The organism is Colwellia sp. MEBiC06753 (assembly GCF_053470325.1).
Genome location: NZ_JBQMTM010000003.1, coordinates 112968 through 135689 on the forward strand (window position 1 = coordinate 112968; position 22722 = coordinate 135689).

21 protein-coding genes are annotated in these 22722 nt (G+C 39.3%); 5 read left to right on the plus strand and 16 right to left on the minus strand.

What is annotated here, in order from left to right:
- Window positions 1–7: 7 nt before the first annotated feature.
- Window positions 8–697, minus strand: coding sequence for an HvfX family Cu-binding RiPP maturation protein (locus ACOB82_RS03660; RefSeq protein WP_448211588.1), 690 nt, complete (start codon window positions 695–697; stop codon window positions 8–10).
- Window positions 698–906: 209 nt separating this feature from the next.
- Here ACOB82_RS03660 and sppA point away from each other — a divergent pair, with 209 nt between their 5' ends.
- Together sppA and ansA are read left to right on the plus strand one after the other, a co-directional pair.
- Complete coding sequence (gene sppA / locus ACOB82_RS03665; protein WP_448211589.1) at window positions 907–2778, plus strand: signal peptide peptidase SppA; 1872 nt, start codon at window positions 907–909, stop codon at window positions 2776–2778.
- A gap of 51 nt (window positions 2779–2829) precedes the next feature.
- The gene (ansA, locus tag ACOB82_RS03670) at window positions 2830–3837 is read left to right on the plus strand and encodes an asparaginase (RefSeq protein ID WP_448211590.1); all 1008 of its coding nucleotides are present in this window, start codon (window positions 2830–2832) and stop codon (window positions 3835–3837) included.
- A 4-nt stretch (window positions 3838–3841) separates the two neighbouring features.
- Here ansA and ACOB82_RS03675 read toward each other — a convergent pair whose 3' ends face one another.
- From ACOB82_RS03675 to lrp, 15 genes are all read right to left on the minus strand, one after another.
- Entirely contained in the window at window positions 3842–4348 is a 507-nt protein-coding gene (locus tag ACOB82_RS03675) for a VOC family protein (protein ID WP_448211591.1), read from the minus strand.
- A gap of 39 nt (window positions 4349–4387) precedes the next feature.
- Window positions 4388–4756 (minus strand): PH domain-containing protein, encoded by a 369-nt coding sequence (locus ACOB82_RS03680; RefSeq protein WP_448211592.1) that lies wholly within the window; start codon window positions 4754–4756, stop codon window positions 4388–4390.
- 45 nt (window positions 4757–4801) lie between these two features.
- On the minus strand, window positions 4802–5125 hold the full coding sequence (locus tag ACOB82_RS03685; RefSeq protein WP_448211593.1) for a DUF4405 domain-containing protein: 324 nt from the start codon (window positions 5123–5125) through the stop codon (window positions 4802–4804).
- A 602-nt stretch (window positions 5126–5727) separates the two neighbouring features.
- Window positions 5728–8574 (minus strand): DUF349 domain-containing protein, encoded by a 2847-nt coding sequence (locus ACOB82_RS03690; RefSeq protein WP_448211594.1) that lies wholly within the window; start codon window positions 8572–8574, stop codon window positions 5728–5730.
- Window positions 8571–8891, minus strand: coding sequence for a YeaC family protein (locus tag ACOB82_RS03695; protein ID WP_448211595.1), 321 nt, complete (start codon window positions 8889–8891; stop codon window positions 8571–8573). The genes ACOB82_RS03690 and ACOB82_RS03695 overlap by 4 nt, the downstream gene beginning before the upstream one ends.
- 1 nt (window position 8892) lies before the next feature.
- Window positions 8893–9330 (minus strand): hypothetical protein, encoded by a 438-nt coding sequence (locus ACOB82_RS03700; protein ID WP_448211596.1) that lies wholly within the window; start codon window positions 9328–9330, stop codon window positions 8893–8895.
- On the minus strand, window positions 9309–10793 hold the full coding sequence (locus ACOB82_RS03705; RefSeq protein WP_448211597.1) for an alanine/glycine:cation symporter family protein: 1485 nt from the start codon (window positions 10791–10793) through the stop codon (window positions 9309–9311). The genes ACOB82_RS03700 and ACOB82_RS03705 overlap by 22 nt, the downstream gene beginning before the upstream one ends.
- A 31-nt stretch (window positions 10794–10824) precedes the next feature.
- Window positions 10825–11952, minus strand: coding sequence for a M14 family metallopeptidase (locus ACOB82_RS03710; protein ID WP_448211598.1), 1128 nt, complete (start codon window positions 11950–11952; stop codon window positions 10825–10827).
- Between the two features lie 66 nt (window positions 11953–12018).
- A complete protein-coding gene (locus ACOB82_RS03715; RefSeq protein WP_448211599.1) occupies window positions 12019–12504 on the minus strand; it encodes a TlpA disulfide reductase family protein in 486 nt (161 codons plus the stop codon).
- A gap of 146 nt (window positions 12505–12650) precedes the next feature.
- Window positions 12651–13934: a serine--tRNA ligase gene (gene serS / locus ACOB82_RS03720; protein ID WP_448211600.1), complete on the minus strand. Its 1284-nt coding sequence runs from the start codon at window positions 13932–13934 to the stop codon at window positions 12651–12653.
- Between the two features lie 12 nt (window positions 13935–13946).
- Window positions 13947–14309 carry a fluoride efflux transporter CrcB gene (gene crcB, locus ACOB82_RS03725; protein WP_448211601.1) on the minus strand — a complete coding sequence of 121 codons (363 nt, stop codon included), beginning with the start codon at window positions 14307–14309 and terminating at the stop codon, window positions 13947–13949.
- 16 nt (window positions 14310–14325) lie between these two features.
- Window positions 14326–15717, minus strand: coding sequence for a replication-associated recombination protein A (locus ACOB82_RS03730; protein WP_448211602.1), 1392 nt, complete (start codon window positions 15715–15717; stop codon window positions 14326–14328).
- On the minus strand, window positions 15704–16417 hold the full coding sequence (lolA, locus tag ACOB82_RS03735; protein ID WP_448211603.1) for an outer membrane lipoprotein chaperone LolA: 714 nt from the start codon (window positions 16415–16417) through the stop codon (window positions 15704–15706). The genes ACOB82_RS03730 and lolA overlap by 14 nt, the downstream gene beginning before the upstream one ends.
- 17 nt (window positions 16418–16434) lie before the next feature.
- Window positions 16435–18927: a DNA translocase FtsK gene (locus tag ACOB82_RS03740; RefSeq protein WP_448211720.1), complete on the minus strand. Its 2493-nt coding sequence runs from the start codon at window positions 18925–18927 to the stop codon at window positions 16435–16437.
- Between the two features lie 162 nt (window positions 18928–19089).
- Window positions 19090–19572: a leucine-responsive transcriptional regulator Lrp gene (gene lrp, locus ACOB82_RS03745; protein WP_448211604.1), complete on the minus strand. Its 483-nt coding sequence runs from the start codon at window positions 19570–19572 to the stop codon at window positions 19090–19092.
- 125 nt (window positions 19573–19697) lie between these two features.
- Between lrp and ald the strand changes: the two genes are divergently transcribed.
- From ald to aat, 3 genes are all read left to right on the plus strand, one after another.
- A complete protein-coding gene (gene ald, locus ACOB82_RS03750) occupies window positions 19698–20819 on the plus strand; it encodes an alanine dehydrogenase (RefSeq protein ID WP_448211605.1) in 1122 nt (373 codons plus the stop codon).
- 165 nt (window positions 20820–20984) lie between these two features.
- Window positions 20985–21932: a thioredoxin-disulfide reductase gene (trxB, locus tag ACOB82_RS03755; RefSeq protein WP_448211606.1), complete on the plus strand. Its 948-nt coding sequence runs from the start codon at window positions 20985–20987 to the stop codon at window positions 21930–21932.
- Window positions 21933–21958: 26 nt separating this feature from the next.
- Window positions 21959–22675, plus strand: coding sequence for a leucyl/phenylalanyl-tRNA--protein transferase (gene aat, locus ACOB82_RS03760; protein ID WP_448211607.1), 717 nt, complete (start codon window positions 21959–21961; stop codon window positions 22673–22675).
- The last annotated feature ends 47 nt before the right edge of the window (window positions 22676–22722 follow it).

Sequence of the window (22722 nt, forward strand, 5' to 3'; positions counted from 1 at the left end):
TAATTAACTATTTCTCAAAATATCGCCGATAAATTAAATAATCTAAACTTGTATAGCGACCTGCTCCCAAGAAAAACAGCGCCAATAGCATAATAAAATAGGTAGCAGCGAATTCAATGCCATTATTTAGCACAACAATATTACCGCGCTCAAAAAGCCATTCAGTATTACCATTTTCTTCTAAAATATTTTTCATTCGATTTAAACGAATACTGGTTTCTTCCGAATGTTCAAGACTTTGTTTAGCGCCATCAACGCCAAACCACGCAACAACTTTAGCTGGGCTAGTATCAGGATTAGTCGGCGTTATAGCAAACCAACCATTATTTAGATGTACGCTAGTGGCGGCGATAATCATAGTAAACATTAGCGGAATAGAAATCAGCCGAGTAAACAAACCAATGAGCAACAAGCCACCACCTAAAAACTCCGTCCAAGCCGCTAAATTAGCCAATAATTCTGGAAACGGTAAACCTAAGCCCCAATCGGGGTTACCAAACCAATTCACAATATTTTCATCTGCTAAAAAACGCGCTAAACCACTAATATCTGGATTGGCTAAATTTAATTTAGAAAAGCCCGCAATAATAAAAACTGGTGCTAAGTAAAGCCTTAAAAGCAACGTAGGTATGCCATTTAGGTAATTTAATCCATTAATAAAGCGCTGCCGTAATACAACAAGTTTAGGTAAGTTCATTAGTTACTGTGTTCTAATAAAAGGTGAAAGAAACTTATATAAAAAGAACGGGTGAAATTGGCTTTGATTTCACCACTTAGCTAATTCATAGCTAAAACTTAGCCTAATGAGATGAATTATTACAATTTTTACTACTGTATTGGTCAATATTTCAGTAGCATTAAACCTTAGCAGACTTATGTTAAGAATTAGATGTATGGAAGTAATTTATGAGTGATAACCCAGGTTTTATTAGACGTTTCTTTTCTGGTGTCTGGTCAATTATCGACACCAGCAGAAAAGTTATCCTTAATTTGATCTTTATCGCAATTATACTGGCATTTTTCGGCGTATTTAGCGCAGATGATCACCAAATTATTGTGCCTAATAAAAGTGCCTTAGTACTTGATATAGCGGGTGATATTGTTGAGCAAAAAGTTGAAGTTGATCCATTCGATGCCCTACTCAATGAAGCATTTAGCCGCAAGGAAGAACGCCCTGAAGTATTGCTGGCTAATGTGATAACGGTTATCGATGAAGCCGCTAGCGATCCGCGTATTGCCGCTATGGTGTTGAAACTAGACCAAGTGCAAAGTGCCAGTTTAAGTAAGCTACAAGATATTGGCGCAGCATTAACTAAGTTTAAAGCATCGGGTAAACCATTAATTGCAATTGGCGCAGCTTACTCTCAAGGCCAATATTATTTGGCGAGCTATGCAGACGAAATTTGGCTAGATCCAAAAGGTTTTCTATTACTTGATGGCTTTGGTCGTTATCAGCTTTATTTTAAATCAGCATTAGAAAAGCTGTCGGTATCGCAACATGTGTTTCGTGTTGGCACTTATAAGTCAGCGGTTGAACCTTATATACGTGATGATATGTCAGATGAAGCGAAAGCCGCTAATAAGCTATGGCTTAGTGATTTATGGCATCAATATAAGCAAGATGTTTCAACACAACGTGGCTTTAGTATCGACAATTTCGATGAAGATATAACGGCCTTACTGGCTAAATTTGAGTCAGCTAACGGTAGTTACGCCGAATATGCGCTACAAAATCGCTGGGTAGATCAGTTAAAAACTACTCAAGAGATGACCGATCAACTTATTAGTATGGTCGGCAAAAATGAACAAGGCGATTCATTTAAACAAATTGGTTTTAAATCTTATTTAAAAGCCAATGATTTAACTTTTACTTTGCCGTCAACTCATCGAAATCAAGTGGCGGTAATTGTTGCAAAAGGTGCTATTTTAGATGGTCATCAACCACCAGGTACTATTGGCGGTGAAAGTACGGCAAAGCTATTAAAGCAAGCGAGATACGATAATAATGTAAAAGCTGTGGTATTACGTGTTGATAGTCCTGGTGGTAGTGCTTATGCATCTGACGTCATTCGCCGTGAAGTCGACTTACTGAAAAAATCAGGCAAACCTGTAGTTGCTTCTATGGGCAGTGTTGCAGCATCAGGTGGCTATTGGATTTCCGCAGCTGCCGATAAAATTGTAGCGGCACCAACTACCATCACGGGCTCTATTGGTATTTTTGGCATGTTTATGACGCTGGAAAATACGCTAGAAAAAGTTGGCGTATTCACCGATGGCGTTGGCACCACTGATATTTCTGGTCTTAGTCTAACTCGCCCACTTTCGAGTGGTATGGCAGAGCTATTTCAAATGAGTATTAATCGTGGTTACCAAGATTTTATTAGCTTGGTTGCTCAAAACCGTTCAATGACAAACGAACAAGTTGATAAAATAGCGCAAGGTCGTGTTTGGTCAGGTATAAAAGCCCATGAAATTGGTCTGGTTGACGAACTTGGTACTTTAGAAGATGCGGTAACTATAGCTGCAGAACTGGCAGAACTAAGCGATTACGAGCAAATATTGATTGAGAAAAAGCCGAGCGCTCAAGATTTATTCTGGCAAAATTTATTAGATACCAGTGCACAATGGCTGCCGAACAATCATTCATTAAAATCAGGACAAACAACTGGCCCTGCAACTGCGCTGTTTCAACAAATTTTTAGCGAAGTGAAAAAGCTTGATCAATTTAATGATCCACAGGGAATTTACTCGTTTTGTTTGACTTGTGACGTAAATTAATACTTAATGCCCCGATTCTTCGGGGCTATTTATTTCTGGCAAGTAAAATTGATGAAAAAGAAAATATATGTCGCTTATACCGGCGGTACTATAGGTATGATGAAAAGTGAAAACGGTTATATTCCGGCGAAAGGCCATTTAACCGACGCGATTAATCGCACGCCAGATTTTCATCGCGATGAAATGCCAGAATTTGTTATTAATGAATATGATCCGCTGATTGACTCTTCCGACATGACGCCAGATGACTGGCAGCGTATAGCGGAAGATATTTTCAAGCACTATGATGAATTTGATGGTTTTGTGGTTTTACATGGTACAGATACTATGGCCTACACCGCATCAGCGCTGTCATTTATGTTTGAAAACTTAAACAAGCCAATTATCGTTACCGGTTCACAAATTCCTTTTAGCCAACTGCGATCTGATGGTCAGGTCAATTTATTAAATTCGCTGTTTATTGCGGCAAATTACCCAATCAATGAAGTAGGTTTATATTTTAATAATAATTTATTTCGAGGTAATCGCAGTATCAAAGCCTATGCCGACGGTTTTAATGCTTTTGACTCGCCCAATATGGAACCATTGTTGGAAGCTGGGATTAACATCAAAATTAAAGCGGGACAATTAAATCAAGCAGCTAATGGTGAAATTGCGTTAAAGCCAATTACCCCGCAACCTATTGGTGTTGTACATTTATATCCTGGTATCAGCCATGAACTGATTAATAATGTACTACAACAACCAGTTAAAGCATTGATCCTTAGAAGCTATGGTGTGGGAAATGCACCGCAAAACGAACAGCTTTTATCACTGTTAAAACATGCTACGGAAAAAGGCATTGTTGTGGTGAATTTAAGTCAATGCGTTAAAGGTAAAGTGAATATGGGTGGTTATGCAACCGGTTCAAGCTTAAGTAAATGTGGCTTAATAAGTGGTGGCGATATGACCTTAGAGGCAACGCTGACCAAATTACATTTTCTTCTCAGTCAAAATCTGTCTTATCAAGAAATCACTAAATTAATGCAACTAAACTTGCGCGGTGAGTTAACCATTTAAAAAACTAACTGGCAAAAACCTCTGCGTTATTTGCAAAGCATTTAAACTCAAGTGCATTGCCACTAAAGTCGAGCACAAACATAATTTGTTGCTCGCCAGCCTTTCCCTGATAGCGTATTGTCGGCTTTATCAAAAATTCTACCTGTTCTTGTGTATTAACTTTGGCATTTTTTGGGGCTTTTTCTTGGGTATTTTTTGAGATATTAGCTTGAAAAGTCGCTTGATTACCCCCCGCTTTGGAAAATCTAGCGGCTAATTCGTTAAACTGAACCGGTGATAAGATACAGCCGAAATGGGGTATCGGCACGGAAACGCCATCAACTTTTCCGCAGTAATCTAGCGGCTTATCACATTGACCTATATGGGCTGAAAGTTGATGGCCATAAAAATCAAAATCAACCCAGGTATCTGTAGAGCGCCCTTCGGCACAACCCATAATATCGATATAAAATTTTCTGGTGCTCTCAAGATCTTTTACTTTAAAAGCATAATGAAAAATATTGTTTGTCATTATTAATTTACCGCTCTAACAAACTATAAAAAGTGCACGCTATAAAACGTGGTGAGAAATTACTTTAGAGATTTCGACAATCGCAGTTTTACCAGAAAACTCAAAACGCACTTGCCCTAAAGCGGAAAAATAAATTTCTAATTCGGCATCAAGATCAAACGTCCCGGAAGTTTCCACTGAGTAGGCGACAATATTTTTATAAGGCAATGAAGTGAAATCTTTTTTACTACCAGTAAGTCCTTGAACATTAACAGCAATAATACGCTTGTCAGTAAAAACAACGCCGTCACGCATGGAGCTATAAGCATCTACTATTTGCTCATCTCCAAGCAGCAATTCACTTACTTTATCTGCATATTCGTGATTTTGTTTTAATTTGAAAACGCTTTTATTTTTAAAATCTATCATTGATTTACCCTAGTTCACTTATGTTTATACGCTAGTTAATTAACCCTAGGTTACAGCGGCAACGATCGTCAGTGCTAACACTAAAACAGCAATTGCCAACGGGTGTTGCCAATGTGGCGTAGTTGGTTTTAAGTAACTTTTTACTGCACCTAAATTTAAAAAGCCATGAATTACAATTAAGGTTAAAGCGACTAAACCTAAAGCTATATGAATATTTTTAACTTGGTGTTTTGAAAAACCTAAAAATGTCCAATTACTTGATCCTGGCCCATGTGGTGCCAAATACATAAACAAGCCACTGATTACAATAAATAAAAAAACACTAATCAATGTGATGACAGTATATGGGCGTATGCGATTGTAATTCATCAAACCTCCAAATAACTAGGGCGTGTTGATCTTTGCTGTTTAATTTTTGTTCGAGATAAAAGCGTTTTAATCGCGGCGTAAGGTGTGACGCCTAGTCATCTAAGCAAACCTCCTCACAACAATGAGTAAAACGCTTTTAACCGAACCTTTCAGGCAGCGTTTGTTGTCATTTCTACTGTGTTAGCTATTTATCATGGGGAATAACCACACATCAAAAGTGCTGCCGTGTATAAACTTCCAACAAACTGCTGCAAAAATAAACTTGAAAGATCAACACGCCCTAAACATTTAAATGGCAATAAATTTACCACAGCATTTAAATATAAAGATTTTATGTGTTACTGCTTATCGTCGAAATTCTATTAAAGACGATTTGGCGGCTGAATACTACTGATGGTTTGAGCTAAGGTTAAATTTTATTACTCATTGCAAAAAATCTTAATCAAAGCTCTAAATCAAAAAACTTGATCAAAAACTTAGCCGTTAGTGATCAATTTTGAATAATTTAACGACCAATTCACTTTTGGATTGCGTGAAGTTGTACGCAAGAAAGTAAATTGGCCGTTAATAGAGAACTGCCTTAATTAAAACTAGTAAAAATATTAGCTAATAAAAATAGGCTTGATACGATCGATAAAACTACGATCATTTTCCGTGATTGACCCAGCCGAAATCCATTGCCAAAGTTTGTCTTGTTTAGACATTAATTGACCTTGGTTAATTTTTGCTTGCATCATTTCCACTTGCAACGCCATACGTTGCGATTGATCTGGCGCCGGAGAATCAACACCAGCAATAATTTCTAATTCTATGGTTAATTGATGTCGCAAATTAGCATTATTTGTTGCCGGTTGATTGTTAATTGCAGCAAGCAGTTTAGCTTTCATACTCTCTTTTAATGACACGGTAGCAGGCAATTGCTCAATCTCTTCTATAGACAAAGCATTGCTGGCTAACTGTTCAATCACAGAAAATAAGTTTTGCCAACTTACCTGCTTTTCTTTGGCTTTAATGGCAACAAGCTTACCATTGGCTTCAGCAATAAATTGTTCAAACTTGGCTAATGCCGATTTATTCAAATACTTATCTTCAGACAGCGCTGTTCTTCTTTGTTTAGCGCTGTCTATCACTGCATTAATTGCTTTTTTGCTATCGCTGCCATTTAAGCTAGCGGTTAACTCAGCAATATTTTGATTGATTTGATTGATCTTTTCTTCACTTTCCTGTGCTCTAGCATTTTTTACCTCAGCACGACGAGCAAACACTTGATCGTTTATCGCTCTAAATTGACGCCAAAGGCCATTTTCTTTCTTAACACCGGCATAGCCAATGTGCTTCCATTGCTGTTGTAATGATTTGATATCATTAACCGCATCAAAAACATCATCTTTAGTTAATAACTGCTCGGCTTGCTTTATTAATGCTTGTTTCTCATTAATATTTTTTTCATGGTAGCTTTGTAGCTGATGCTTAATCGGCTTAAGTAACGCCTGAAATTCCGCGTTAACCTTTTGGTATACCGCGCGATCAACTTCCCCCGCATTACGCCACTGTTGCATAAGTTTATTAAAGCGCCCTTCTACTGATTTCAAATCAACATGGTTTTCACCAGATACAGCAGTTAGCTCTTCATTTAACGCTTTTACCTGCTCGATAATTTGTTGTCTTGCTTTAAGATGCTGCGCCCGTAATGCATCTTGTTCTTGGTAAAACAAGCGGCATGGCTCAAATGCTTGTTCGCAAGCTTGGTTAAATGCTTCATTTAATTGCTGATCAACTTCTTCGTCAGCATGACCTAATGAATTCCACGTTTTACGATACCATTTAACTTTGGCAGCCTGTTCGCTTGGATTATCCTTTGGACGTTCGGCTAACGCTTTAATTTCATCTAACAATTGCTGTTTTCTTGGCGTTGCTATGTAGTGCTCCCAGTCACTAAGTTCATCCATTTTTAATGCTAAGGCTTCATAATCACGTTGTAACCTGTGCTGATACTCAGAAGTTAATAGTTGATAATTAGCCGTTAACTTTTTAAACACACCAAAAGCCGCATTATATTTACCACTGCTGAGTAAGCGCTTGAGATCAGAGACTTTACGCTGGCTTTGATAAAATAGGTGTTGCTGCTCTTTTTCAAGTGGCGCAAGCGCTTCAAGCCAATTTGATTTAATCACTTGGAAAGCACTTTTGATCGACTCAGGTAAAATCCCTTGAGCCAAGTCATAATTTTTCTGCCAATCAGCTAGCCACTGTTTAAAGTCTGCTTGCTTTTGAATTAAATCAGCCTGAGCTTGTGGTGGCACTTGCTGTGACATTTTTGATATTAAGTGAGTCGCATTACTTACCGAGTTAGCAATATCTTCAATTTGTGCGGCTTGCTGAGCTAATGCTTTAGCATCATGCGCAAACTGTTTTTTCTGCTCAGGCGATAGTAATGATTGTTCAACATCAGCGTTAAATTTTGCAATAGACTGAGTAAATGCTGCTTCGTCAATGGTTTGGTTTTCAAAAATAGCTTCGGTAATGGCCTGATTGGTTTGCTCGATAAACTGGCTAAATTTAAGCTGTTGTTGAGCTTGTTCTTTCTTGGCTTTTTCAGCAATTAATGTCTGCTGATATTGCTCTTCTTTGGCCGCAAACACCTTATCTAGTGTCTGATTAATCGTTTGATACTTTTGGGTAAATTCGCTCGCTTTATCTTCTGCTAAGCAAGAAAATTCCGCTTCAAGTGCCAGCCATTGCTCATTTAATTCGCTACGTTTAGTGACTACTTGCTGATAGTCACTGTTGTCTTTAAGTGCTAATAATTTAGATAGTGTTAACTGTGTTTCTTTGGCAATTATTTCGGGTTTTTCTACAGCTAGTTGTAGTTGTTCTATTTGGGTTTGTAAAAACTGCGCGGCATTTTTGTTCGTAATTTTCTTGCTTAGTTTTTCCAGCGCATTTATATCACTTGTTTGCTCGATGACAAGCTGCTCTATCACATATTGCCATAATGCTTCATCTTGCTTGGCTGTTGCCGTTGCAATATTAAGATGAGGTTTATTGATTTTATTTAATAAGGCAATAATTAACGCTGTTTCACTTGATTGATTTAATACTTTTTCGGCTTGCGACTTTGTTAATGTCATGGCTTGATCAATACGTGCAGAGATCGGCGTAGCACTATTATTATCACAGATTAAATCAAGTTGTTTTTGCTCAGCAAAGCGACGAACACTTGAGCTTTTATCATTCAATCCAATAGTTCGCCAAAGATCAATATCATTTAATTTAATTAGTGCTGCCCTGCGCACCAAATCACTGCTATCAGTTTTAGCGAGCTGAACAATAATTTGTCGGTCTTGGTCTTGCGTGTAGTCCAGCTCATTCTCTATGGCATTAACACGAACACTGGCATCTTTATGCTGCCAACTCGCTTTGGCAGTAAATAACTTAGAAAGGATCATAAATCAGAAAACCTGGCTATATCTTGTGACGAAGCTTTTTCGACCGCTGTAGCTTCATTAACGTTATTTTCAGAAACATTAAACGCAGCTTTTAACTCACGCTTGGTTTTATTAACAATTTCACCATTTTCGCCAATGGTTAACATCTCTGTCGATTTTAATCGTTTTGATTGATAAGCCATAACAATTTGCATTGCTGTATCACGTTGCGCTTGATCAACGGGCGTGCCTTCAGGCCATTTGCCCGTTTCAACGGCAGATAAAAAACGTAAATACATTTCTTCAGTAAGGTTTTCAACGACTTGTAGAATATCCATGTTATTTCAATTTTCTTTTAAGTAAAATAATGCGAACGCGGGTAACTAAATACAAAATAAAGCCAATAAATGTGGCGGTCATCGCGGTAATGTATTGCCAACTGCCAGGTTGAGCATTTTGCCAAAACAAAAATAAGAAGCCACCACAAAATAACAACATCGCAATAAACGAATGATTCATTAAACTTTGTTGCTTTCTAATTTTATTTTCTTTTTCAATTGTTGCTAATTTGTCTTTGTCTAATTCATTTAATGCTAAGCCACAATAATTACAGGCAGGACTTTTATCAGATATTTTTTTGCTACATGCGGGACAGTGAATAACAGCCATAATTACTCCTAACGTTAAAACCAACGTTATTTTAACGAAAAAAACGCCCTTAAGGGCGTTTTTTAAAGCTTTATTTGAAAGAAATTTTATTTCAATTTCTTTTCCCATAATTCAGCATGTTCAATGCCTAATTTTTTGGGGTCAAAGGTATATTTTTCAACACCAGCTTTTTGCTGTGCTTCATAATCTTTAAGCGCCTTAAGTGCAGGTTTTGCCATAAAGAAAATGATCAATATACCAATAATATTTAACCAAGCCATAAGCCCTACACCGACATCACCTAAGTTCCACGCCGCACTTGGCTCTGCAACTGTACCGTAAAATACTGCACCCATAATCACAAACTTAAGTAAGTAGCGTAGCGCTGGCATTTTTACTGTGCGGTTGATGTAAGAAACATTATTTTCCGCAATAAAGTAATACGCAAGTACCGTAGTAAAAGCAAAGAAGAATAATGCTAAAGCAATAAATGGCTTGCCTACACCAGGTAGTACGCTATTTACCGCTAACTGGGTAAATGCCGGGCCGCTGATCACGGTTTCTAACGGTAAGTTTTGGACAATAGCTGCGGTACTTCCCTCGGGGATGACGTTATATTGCTGTGTGATCAAAATCATAAAGGCGGTTGCTGAACAAACAAATAACGTATCAATGTATACCGAGAATGCTTGTACTAAACCTTGCTGTGCAGGATGCTCAACTTCTGCGGCGGCGGCGGCATGAGGCCCTGTACCTTGGCCGGCTTCATTAGAGTAGACACCACGTTTTACCCCCCAACCAATTGCTGCACCAACACCCGCCATTGGCGTAAAGGCATCCGAGATAATTAAACCAAAGATACCCGGTAACATATCAATATTTAACGCAATAATTGAACAGGCAGTAATAATGTAGGCAAGTGCCATAAACGGCACTACTACTTGGGTAAAGTTAGCAATACGTTTAACACCACCAAAGATGATAAAGCCTAGTAAAATAACGATAAACACCGCGGCATAAACTTTAGTTAACGCCAATTCACCTAAGAACGAGTTTACGGTACCACCTGCGCCAAATACATTGACTAACGAGTCACCGATACCGTTAGATTGCACAACCGGTAACAATAGACCACAGGCAAGAATAGTTGATAGCGCAAAGAACCACGCGTACCATTTTTGTCCCATTGCTTTTTCAATGTAATACGCAGGGCCACCGCGATAAACGCCAAACTCTTCTTCTTTATAAATTTGCGCATTAGTTGATTCAATATAGGCAGTTGCAGCGCCAAAAAACGCTACTATCCACATCCAAAATACTGCACCTGGACCACCGAAACCAATCGCGGCAGCAACACCGGCAATATTACCCGTACCAACACGGCCTGACAGTGAAACTGCTAATGCCTGAAACGAAGAAATACCATGTTCAGAGCTTTTGCCTGAAAGCAATAAGCGATACATTTCACGGAAATGTCTTACCTGCACAAAACGTGTGACAACAGTGAAAAATAGACCTGCGCCTAAACATAAATAAATTAATGCTGGGCTCCAGATAATATCATTTAAAGTTTGAACTAATTCAGCAAACACTCAATACTCCAATTTTTATTGTTATTTTTATTTATCTTAATTCATCAACAATGTGATAAATCGCGGTTAACATATCGCGGCCGAAAATACTGCTGCGCTCTCCTGACCAACCTACGCTGTAATCTGGTAATAAGGCATTATCCTTAAACGGCATTTCTACGGTATAAGCTAGACATTTAAAGGTTTCACCCACCCAGTTACTGCCAACAGTTAAGTTAGCTTGACCAGGCTCGTCTTTATCGTAACCTTCATCATCTTGAAATTCAGGGGTAATGGCTAACAATATTTGCTTAAACTTATTCTCAAGCATTTGATGGCGATCATCGTATGATGGACAGCCTTCACAACCTGCAACAAAGTTATACGGCAAAGCTTCGTCGCCGTGAATATCTAAATGCATATCCACGCCAGTTTCTTTCATTTTTTCAGTAACTAAATAGACTTCTGGCGATCGTTCCATTGACGGTGTTTGCCATTCACGGTTTAGGTTTACGCCAATAGCATTTGTGCGTAAATGACCACGAACACTGCCGTCTGGATTCATATTTGGCACTAAATAAAAGACCGCTTTATTAAGTAACGCACGGGCAACACCGTCATCTTCATCAAGTAAGCGATCAATAAACCCTTCCATAAACCATTCAGCCATGGTTTCACCGGGGTGTTGTCTAGCTGTTAACCAGATAATTTTTTTACCTTTGCCTTCTTCCCCTACTTTAAGTAAAGACATATCGCGGCCGTCTAAGGTTTGACCTAATACTTGCAACTGACAATCAATATCTAGTTGTGCTTGATGTAATAAATCCTGATGGCGCTCGTAGCTATAAGGTTGGAAATAGGCAAAATAGACGGAGTCAAACTCTGGCATTAAGGTAATGTTGAGGTTTTGACCGTCAAATTCAGTCGGTACACGGAACCAATGCTCTCTGTCGTAAGAAGCGACCGCTTGATAATCCTGCCAACCTTCTACATAAGCCGACTGGCCAGCATTAGTGATTTGAATATTATGTTCAACACGCTCAGTATTGTGTAATTTGAAATGGAACCACTGGTAAAAATCTGAGCCATTGTCTTTGTTTATTGCCAATTTTATATTGGCTGGATCGTTTGCTTCGATAACTTGAATATTGCCGCTATCAAAGTTTGAAGATATTTGCATATGCGTTGTTCTTTTAATGATTCATCCGCGTGCTAGTTTACACAAACACTGGAGCGATAAGAAGTGCTAAAGCGATCTTAAGTAAAGTCCTAATTCCGTTGAGTAGCCTAATGACTTGCCTTGAATAGTATTTTCTTCGTCTAACACGTAATAACTAGGGTAACCAGTTATTTGAAAACGCTGCTTTACTTGCTCGGTGCCGAGTAAAACGGGGAAAGTTAATTGGTGGCGGGCGACAAAATTATCGACTTCATTTCGTTCGGCATAATCAAGGGCAATAGCAATCACATCAATATTATCCTTATTACTGTCATAAGTATTTTGTAAATTACCAATACTCATATGACAAATTTGACACCAAGGTGCAAAAAAATAAACGATTAACGGTTTGCCGTTAGCTTGCACTTTAATAATTTCGCTTGCTAGCGATGGTAAAACAGTCACTTCAGTTACCTGAGATTGATCATCAAGCATACTGCTTGCTCTGAGCCAAGACATTAATTGAAAGATGGTTAGAAATACTAATGCTTGAATGGTAAAACTTTTCAACAAGGTAACTGCCTTCAACTTTTGCTGTTATTTATCTAGACCTGATCAAGGAGTGGTTGATTACAAGTCATTTAAATTAAATAAAAAATCCGGCCCATAGCCGGATCTTTTTAGATAAACTTAACGCAACTATTATTTGCTAGCGTTTTTTATTTGCCAATGTGCGTTTGACCGTTCATATACGGCTGTAACACTTTAGGAATTTCAATGGTGCCATCAGCTTGCTGATAGTTTTCTAAAATGGCAACTAAAGTGCGCCCTACAGCTAAACCTGAACCATTTAACGTATGTAATAACTCTGGCTTATTGGTTTCACTATTACGGTAACGGGCTTGCATGCGACGCGCTTGGAAATCGCCCATGTTAGAACATGAAGAAATTTCACGGTAAGTATTTTGTGCTGGCAACCAGACTTCGATATCAAATGTTTTAGTGGCGCTAAAACCAATATCACCCGTACAAAGCACTACCGTTCTAAATGGTAGTTCAAGCTTTTTAAGAATATTTTCAGCATGACCGGTTAACTCGTCTAATGCCGCAAATGAGTCTTCTGGCTTAACAAGCTGCACCATTTCAACTTTATCAAACTGATGTTGGCGAATAAGACCACGGATGTCACGACCTGATGAACCTGCTTCACTACGAAAACATGGGGTATGCGCAGTCATTTTGATTGGTAAATCTTTTTCATCAACTATTTCATCACGCACTAAATTAGTTAGTGGTACTTCTGCGGTTGGAATCAGTGAAAAGGTTTTATTTGATAAATCAGTATGGAATAAATCTTCACCAAATTTAGGTAACTGACCGGTACCGTATAATGAATCATGATTAACTAAATAAGGAACATACATTTCCTCATAGCCATGTTCTTCACTGTGAACATCTAACATAAATTGGGCTAGTGCACGGTGCATTTTGGCAATTTGGCCACGCATCACAACAAAACGCGTACCGGCAAGTTTAGCGCCGCTTTCAAAATCCAAACCTTTATCTAAAACTGCGGCCAAATCAACATGATCTTTCACTTCAAAATCATAAGTTTTAGGCTCGCCCCATTTGCGAATTTCAACATTGTCATCTTCGCTTTCGCCTTCAGGTACCGATTCATGTACTAAATTTGGGATGGTTGACGCAATATCATCAATGGCTTTTAATACTTGTTTTTCTTGCTCTTTCGCCGCATCTAAATCATCACCTAACTGGCTGACTTCCGCAAGTAATGGTTGAATATCTTCACCGCGCGCTTTTGCCTGACCAATCGATTTTGAACGGGTATTACGTTGATTTTGCAATTCTTGAGTGGTTACTTGGATAGCTTTGCGTTGTTCTTCTAACGCTTGTAATTGCGCTACATCTAGCTTAAATCCACGTTTAGCTAATGCTGCGGCGACTTGTTCTGTTTCAGTTCTTAAAAGTTTTGCATCAAGCATGTTGGTCACTTGTTATTGATTTGTCACTATGAATATTCCAGCCGCGGCAGCGCTAATACATAGCACTACATTTAGCAAAATATTCGCGATTGCTTTTACATACTCGCCATGTTGAATTAACAACACGGTATCTAATGAAAAGGTTGAAAAGGTTGTAAATGCACCTAAAAAGCCGATTCCAAGTAGGGTTCGTGAAACCGACACTTCAATTATACCTTGTTCAATAAGTCCGTATAAATAGCCCATTATAAATGAGCCGGAAATATTAACCATCAATACGGCAAAAGGGAATCCCTTTCCCAGCCAATTTAAAATTATTTGTGAAATAAAAAAGCGTAAACTTGCGCCGAAGGCACCACCTACAGCAACTAACAAATAAGTACCAATGGTATTAATAACGTTGCTCCTTGCTTTGTAAGTTAAGATTATCTAAAAACTCTCGTTTTGCTTTTAACTGTTGTTCAAGGCCACGTTCTGAGGGGTGATACAACCTAGTTTGAGCAAGCTCCGGCGGGAAATAATTTTCACCAGCTGCAAAGGCATTTTCTTCATCATGAGCATAGCGATAAGATTGACCATGACCTAACTGTTTGGTTAATTCGCTGGTAGAATTTTTAAGGTGCAGTGGTACATCAAGTTCACTGGTTTGTTTTGCCAAGGCTTTTGCTTGATTAAAGGCTTGATAAACTGCATTACTTTTTGGCGCTAATGCTAAATAAACACACGCTTGAGCAATCGCCCTTTCACCTTCCGCTGGCCCAACCCTGACAAAAGTATCCCACGCACTAACCGCTATTGATAACGCTCTGGGGTCGGCATTACCGACATCTTCACTGGCAATGGCTAATAAGCGCCTAGCGACATATAACGGGTCGCCTCCAGCCGTAATAATTCGAGCATACCAATACAGCGCGGCGTCCGGATCTGAGCCACGAACCGATTTGTGAAAAGCGCTGATTAAATCGTAAAACGCATCGCCACCTTTGTCATAAAGTGCAATTTTACTGCCTGCTACTTCTAGAACGAGTTTTTCATCAATACTAGTACTAGCGTCTTGATTGGCAGTTTTATTGGCAAGGTGGTGCTCAACACAATGTTCGATAAGGTTTAATAACCGTCTAGCATCACCATTTGCAGTGGTAATTAAACTGCTAATCGCTTCTTGCTCAAACTGAATAACGTTTGAGTTTTGACCATCAGGTGTTTGGTCGCCATTTAATGCGGCAACGGCATTATTAAACACCTGCAATAATTCATCTTTACTAAGTTTATTAAGTACATAAACTTGGGCTCGTGACAACAAGGCACGATTAAGTTCAAATGCAGGATTTTCGGTAGTCGCACCAATAAAGATAATAGTGCCGTCTTCAATATGCGGTAAAAACGCATCTTGCTGGCTTTTATTAAAACGATGAACTTCATCGACAAATAGTACGGTACGTTTTTGCTGGTGTATAAGGCGGTCTTTTGCTTTTTCAATCGCTGCGCGAATATCTTTTATGCCATCGGTTACCGCGGAAATTCGGGCTATTTCTGCGCCTGAATGAGTGGCGATTATTTCAGCTAATGTAGTTTTACCTGTGCCGGGCGGCCCCCAAAAAATGACTGACTGACATTGCTTATTTTCTATCGCACTACGCAGCGGCATACCTGCCGTTAAAATATGACTTTGACCTATATATTCCGCTAAATTCTTAGGACGCATCCGTGCCGCCAACGGCATAAATTCTGGCGACGACTCAAAAGTTAAATCTAAATCCAATGAGCCATTATTGTTGGTCATCTAATATCGCCCCTTCAGGGATCTCAAAGTGAAATAGCTTATTATCTATGGTTTGGTTCTTTTTAACCGCTGCCAACTGAAAATGGCTTTGTTGTCCAGTCGCATCAACAATAGTAAAGCTAGATAGCATATGCTCAGCAAAAGACAGGGTTAACTGCTTAACTTGAGCATCTTGGTCTTTTGAAATTACTAAAAACTGATGTTCAGCGAGCAATTGAACATTGTAATGTTGCCACAATGAGGGATCATTGCTGGTCAGCAATAAAATCGGCGTGTTTTGGATGCTTTTGGCCAGAGAATATGCGGTAACTTGTTCAATAAATGGGTCAAAAAGCCAAAGCGTTTGACCATCTGACACTATAGTAGACTCATCTGGCTGCTCTGTTTGCCAATGGAGTTTATTAGGTTTAGCTAACGTAAAATACCCTTGCCCTTCCTGTAATAAGTCACCTTGGTCATCAAAAATGGTTTGGACAAAATTTGCCGATAAGTTTTCGATGGTCGCAAGCTGAGCTAATAACGCAGCCTTTGCCTGTTGATCATTCAATGACGTTCCTTCGACCGACGTATCTGCTGTTGCTAATGCGAATTCATTTATCATCAGCGCATTAACAACATCGGCATTGGCCATTGGCGATACAATAGTTATTGATAAAAATAGAGCGCTTGCAATTAATGTCTTAGAGAATTGCTTTTTCATAAATATACTTATACTCATTATTCTTTAACAGGAGGCGGCGCTAACACTTCGCGAGCACCATTATGACCTGGCGGTGTAACCGCTCCTTGCATTTCCATATCTTCAACAATACGAGCTGCGCGGTTATAGCCTATTCTAAACTTGCGTTGAACGCTTGAAATAGAAACCCGACGTGTTTCAGTGACAAAGGTTAACGCTTCATCGTACAGCGGATCTAATTCAGCATTTTCTGCCGCTTCTGATTGCTCTCCTGGTAATAAAATTTCTTGTTCAGTGTCACCTGATTTGATTTCATCAATGTAATTTGGTTCACCGCGCGATTTCCAGTCATTAACCACCGCATGTACTTCATCATCACTAACAAACGCGCCATGTACGCGCATAGGTACCGCTTCACCAGGCGCCAAATAAAACATATCACCCATGCCAAGCAATTGCTCGGCACCTTGTTGATCTAAAATAATACGTGAGTCAATGCGAGAACCTACGCGAAGTGCCATACGGGTTGGAATATTCGCTTTTATAAGACCGGTAATAACATCCGCTGATGGGCGCTGCGTGGCTAGAATTAAATGAATACCTGCTGCACGTGCTTTTTGTGCGATACGAGCGATTAATTCTTCAACCTTTTTACCAACAATCATCATCATATCGGCAAACTCGTCAACAACAATGACAATTGATGGCAGTTTTTCAAGCGTTGGTGGTGTTTGGCTAAAGGCGTCGGTTGGTTGCCATAACGGGTCTATTATCGGCTCACCGGCATCAATGGCTTTAAGTACTTTGTCGTTATAGCCTTTGAGGTTACGCACCCCTAGCTTAGACATTAGCTGATAGCGACGTTCCATTTCGCCAACACACCAACGCAATGCATTTGCCGCTTCTTTCATGTCGGTAACGACTTCCGATAATAAATGCGGAATGCCTTCATACACCGCCATTTCAACTTGTTTAGGGTCGATTAAAATCATGCGGACATCTTCAGGTGACGATTTATACAAGATACTAACAATCATGGTATTAACCGCAACTGACTTACCGGCACCAGTTGTACCAGCAACCAATAAATGTGGCATTTTTGCTAAATCGGCAATCACCGGCTTACCTGAAATATCACTTCCGATGGCCATTGCTAAGTTTGATTTTGAGCGCTCAAAGCCTTCACTAGAAATGACACTAGAGAAAAATACCGTTTCACGGTGCTTATTCGGTAATTCGATACCTATAACCGATTTGCCTTCAATCACTTCTACAACACGCACACTTTTCGCAGAAAGCGAGCGGGCGATATCTTTAGATAAGTTGGTTATTTTACTGACCTTAACACCAGGTGCTAAATCTAGTTCAAAACGGGTAATAACAGGACCTGGGAAGACATCAACCACATCAGCTTTAATGCCAAACTCTTCTAATTTCGCTTCTACTAAACGCGCAACTTGATTTAGTTTTTCTGGATCAATTGGGTGCTGGTTACCTTCGCGAATATCTAATAAATCAAATGATGGCATCGATGTGTAATCTGGCGCATTGGCATCAGCTTGCGCCTTTTGCTCATCAAGCTGACGATGAATTTTATCGTGTAACGTTGATGGCGCGTCGTTTTCACTGTCATCTTTAACATTTATTTTTTCAACTGGTTCAAATGCGGCAGAAATCTCTTCACTGCTGACATTTTCCTGAACATTGATGGCTAGCGGACCCGACATTAAATCATCTATTTCAATAAACGGCTCTACTCGCTCGTCTATTTCATCCGAGCTTTTAGCTGAAATAACTGGCTCTATCGGCTCTGAAACTTCATCACCCTGCTCGGTTTGCACTTGTTCAAATGCGGTTTTTACAGGCTCAGGTGCCCTATCAAACGGAATATCATCTTTATCAGTTTTATTAAGCAAAGGCGCTTTAGTTTCGTCGATATTGTCCGGCGTCACCATTAATGAAGATTCTTGCAATGGCGACTCTGCCGGTGCAGCAGTGAATTTTTCCTGAATTTTCCTTGGTAAACTTGCCAAATATAGCGCTGCCAAAATCGTATACTTACCGATGTTATCTACAATAGCCAACCAAGAAATACCGGTTAAGAACACAAACCCTGTACAGGTCAGTAATAAAAATAGCAGTGTTGAGCCAACAAACGATAAGTAAGGCAAAAATGCGCCGCTAAGCACATCGCCCAGTATTCCACCTGCTGAGAAGTAAAAGATATCGTCAAAATTCATACTGGCTAGTGACGTCACACCAATATAAAACATAAAGAAACCGATAAGCTTTAAACCTAAGGTTAGGTAATCAAGCTGCATCAATTTATGAAAACGTTGAAATAGCAACCAGCCGATAATAGCAATCACAAAAGGTAAGCTGTAAGCAACTACGCCAAAAAAGTTAAGTAGGAAATCCGAAATATAAGCACCAATAGAGCCGCCCATATTTCTTACTGGCGTTTGGTAGCCAGTTTGTGACCAACCAGGATCTGCAGGATCAAACGAAAATAATGCCAACATAAGGTACATGGCAATAACACTGCAGAGTAACAACCCTGCCTCTAACAGGCGCTGAGCGCCATTTAATTTTTCACGAGAAGAAGACAAATACGTACCATTTGGAAATTATTGTTGTAATAAAGGATAAAATATCAAAATTTACCTGAGGATAAAACGTTTAAACGTGCAAGTTTATCTAGCAATGGGCAAGACATTTTCTGATTTCACCTCTTCCATCACCACATAAGTTCTACTTTCACTTACCGCTGGCAAGGTTAACAAAGTATCGCCTAATAACTTGCGATAAGCTTTCATATCTTTTACCCGAGTTTTTAATAAGAAATCAAAATCCCCCGACACTAGATGACACTCTTGAATAACATCTAATTTTTGCACGGCTTTGGAAAAGTCATCAAATACGTCTGGACTGGTTTTGGTTAATGTTATTTCGACAATAACCAGTAACGCACAATCTAACTTAGACGGGTCTAATATCGCTTGATAACCGGTAATATAGCCATCACTTTCTAAGCGTTTAACACGCTCTAAACAAGGTGTCGGACTTAAACCTACCCTTTTTGACAATTCGACGTTTGATATTCTGCCATTTCGTTGAAGTTCAACTAAAATATTACGGTCGATTCTATCTAATTTTTTCTCTACCTGATTCGACATTTATTTTTATCTATTTATTTTACGATTTATAGTGATTTGTTTTGAAAAATATCAAACTTCGAGAGGATATTCTAGATATTTATCATTATACTAGTCGACAATTTCAAACCAGAGAGTAAACAAAGATGATCATTGGTGTACCAAAGGAAATCAAAAACCATGAATACCGTGTTGGCATGGTGCCAGCCAGTGTACGCGAACTAGTTAACCACGGCCACAACGTTGTTGTTGAAACAGACGCTGGTATTGGCATTGGTTTTACTGATCAAGATTATATAGAAGCAGGTGCTTCGATTTTACCAAGTGCTGCTGATGTATTTTCTAAAGCAGAAATGATTGTAAAAGTAAAAGAGCCGCAAGCAGTTGAGCGTGCAATGTTACGTGAAGGCCAAATTCTATTTACTTACCTACATTTAGCACCTGATTTACCTCAAACAGAAGACTTAATTAAAAGTAAGGCAATTTGTATCGCTTACGAAACAGTTACTGACAACAATGGCGGCCTACCTTTACTTGCGCCGATGTCTGAAGTCGCTGGCCGTATGTCAATTCAAGCAGGTGCACAAGCATTAGAAAAATCTAATGCTGGCCGCGGTATGCTACTTGGTGGTGTACCAGGTGTAGAACCTGCTAAAGTTGTTGTTATCGGTGGTGGTATGGTTGGTAACAACGCTGCACAAATGGCAGTTGGTATGGGCGCCAATGTTGTAGTACTTGACCGTAACATCAATGTATTACGTCGTTTAGATGCACAATTTGGCAATAAGATTAAAGCAGTTTATTCAACAGCAGATGCTCTAGAAAAGCATGTGTTAGAAGCTGACCTTGTGATTGGTGGCGTACTAATTCCAGGTGCAGCTGCGCCAAAATTAGTGACTAAAGAGCACATCAAAAACATGAAGCCAGGTTCAGCAATTGTTGACGTTGCAATTGACCAAGGTGGTTGTATTGAAACTTCAAAGCCAACCACTCACGCAGAGCCAACATTTATCGTAGATGAAGTTGTGCATTACTGTGTAGCTAATATGCCAGGTGCAGTACCACGCACATCAACGTTTGCATTAAACAATGCAACTCTGCCTTATATCATTCAATTAGCAAACAAAGGTTATCAGCAAGCATTATTAGACGATAAGCACTTATTAAACGGCTTAAACGTTATTGCTGGTCAAGTAACTTGCAAAGAAGTAGCAGAAAACTTAGGTTTCGAATATACCGATCCTGGTGTTGCGTTACTAAACGCCTAATACTGGTTGATTTTTGCTCAACAAATTTGAGCAAGTGTAAAATAAAAAGCGCACTTTCTATAAGGTGCGTTTTTTTTATTCACGAAAAGTTATTTTACCCTGTTGAATTATTTCCTTAGAATCCCAATCAATAAGCTTAATTACTAATAAATTTTTGGAGTTATCATGAGCGACGCAAGACATTGCCCTCTTCTTATCTTAGGTTCAGGCCCAGCAGGTTACACTGCAGCAGTATATGCGGCGCGCGCCAACTTAAATCCGGTAATGATCACCGGTATGCAACAAGGTGGTCAGCTAACAACAACAACCGAAGTTGAAAACTGGCCAGGCGATGCCGATGATTTAACCGGCCCAGATTTAATGGTTCGTATGCAAAAGCATGCTGAGAAATTCGATACTGAAATTATTTTCGATCATATCGAAGAAGTTGATTTAAATACTCGCCCATTCAAATTGAAAGGTAGCAGCGAATATACCTGTGACGCCTTAATTATTTGTACTGGTGCTTCTGCCCAATACCTTGGTTTACCATCAGAAGAAGCGTTTATGGGTAAAGGTGTATCAGCTTGCGCTACTTGTGACGGCTTTTTCTACCGTAACCAAAAAGTAGCGGTTGTTGGTGGTGGTAACACCGCCGTTGAAGAAGCGCTTTACCTAGCGAACATTGCCAGTGAAGTACACTTAATTCACCGTCGTGACACGTTCCGCTCTGAAAAAATACTAACCCAACGTTTAATGGATAAAGTGGAAAACGGCAATATCGTATTGCATTTAGATTGTACATTAGACGAAGTGCTTGGCGACAACATGGGCGTAACTGGTGTACGTTTAAAAGATACAAAATCGGATAGCACTGAAGAAATTGAAGTACAAGGCTGTTTTATTGCTATTGGTCACAAACCAAACACTGATATTTTCAAAGGCCAATTAGACATGAAAGATGGCTATTTAACCATTCAAAGTGGTACTAACGGTAATGCCACACAAACCAGTGTTGAAGGTGTATTTGCTGCTGGTGACGTAGCTGATCATATCTACCGTCAGGCAATTACTTCTGCTGGTGCCGGTTGTATGGCAGCATTAGATGCAGAGCGTTATTTAGACGCGAAGTAATTACCGCCTTATAGTTATTCGTTAATATGAGCCAAACTATTGCCTATTTAGAACCCGATAGTTTGGCTTTTCCCCCGTTAAGTCACGCATTGTCCGATCCTAATGGTCTACTTGCCATAGGTGGCGATTTATCCCCTGAACGTTTACTAACCGCATATGCCAATGGCATATTTCCTTGGTTTAGTGATGGCGACCCTATTATGTGGTGGTCACCTGATCCAAGAGCCATTATTCCAATAGATGCGATAAAAGTTAATCGAACATTACGAAAAGTGATTAACCGCGCGCAATTTGAAATTTCTATTAATAAGGCATTTGATCAAGTTATTTCACTTTGTGCAGATGCGCCGTTTCGGCTTGAAGAAACTTGGATATTGCCAGAAATGATCACAGCCTATCGCAATCTACATAAATTAGGCTTTGCGCACTCTATTGAAGTGTGGATGGATAAGGAGTTAGTGGGTGGCTTATATGGCATTGCCATTAATGGCTTTTTTAGTGGAGAGTCGATGTTTTATTCACAACCTAACGCCTCTAAACTAGCATTAGTCGCCTTAAGCAAACTATTAGCAACACAAAACATTCGTTTTATTGACTGTCAATTAATCAACCCTTTTTTAGCTGATATGGGTTGCATTGAAGTTAGCCGAACAGCTTTCGTCAAACATAAACAGTTAATGCAAACGATTAAATTAGCGGATAACTTTTGGCAACAAAGAGTCATTTCCATCAACGCTATTTAACTGAATATATATTTTTAAAGTAAAAGCTTTTGTCTAAGGGAACAATA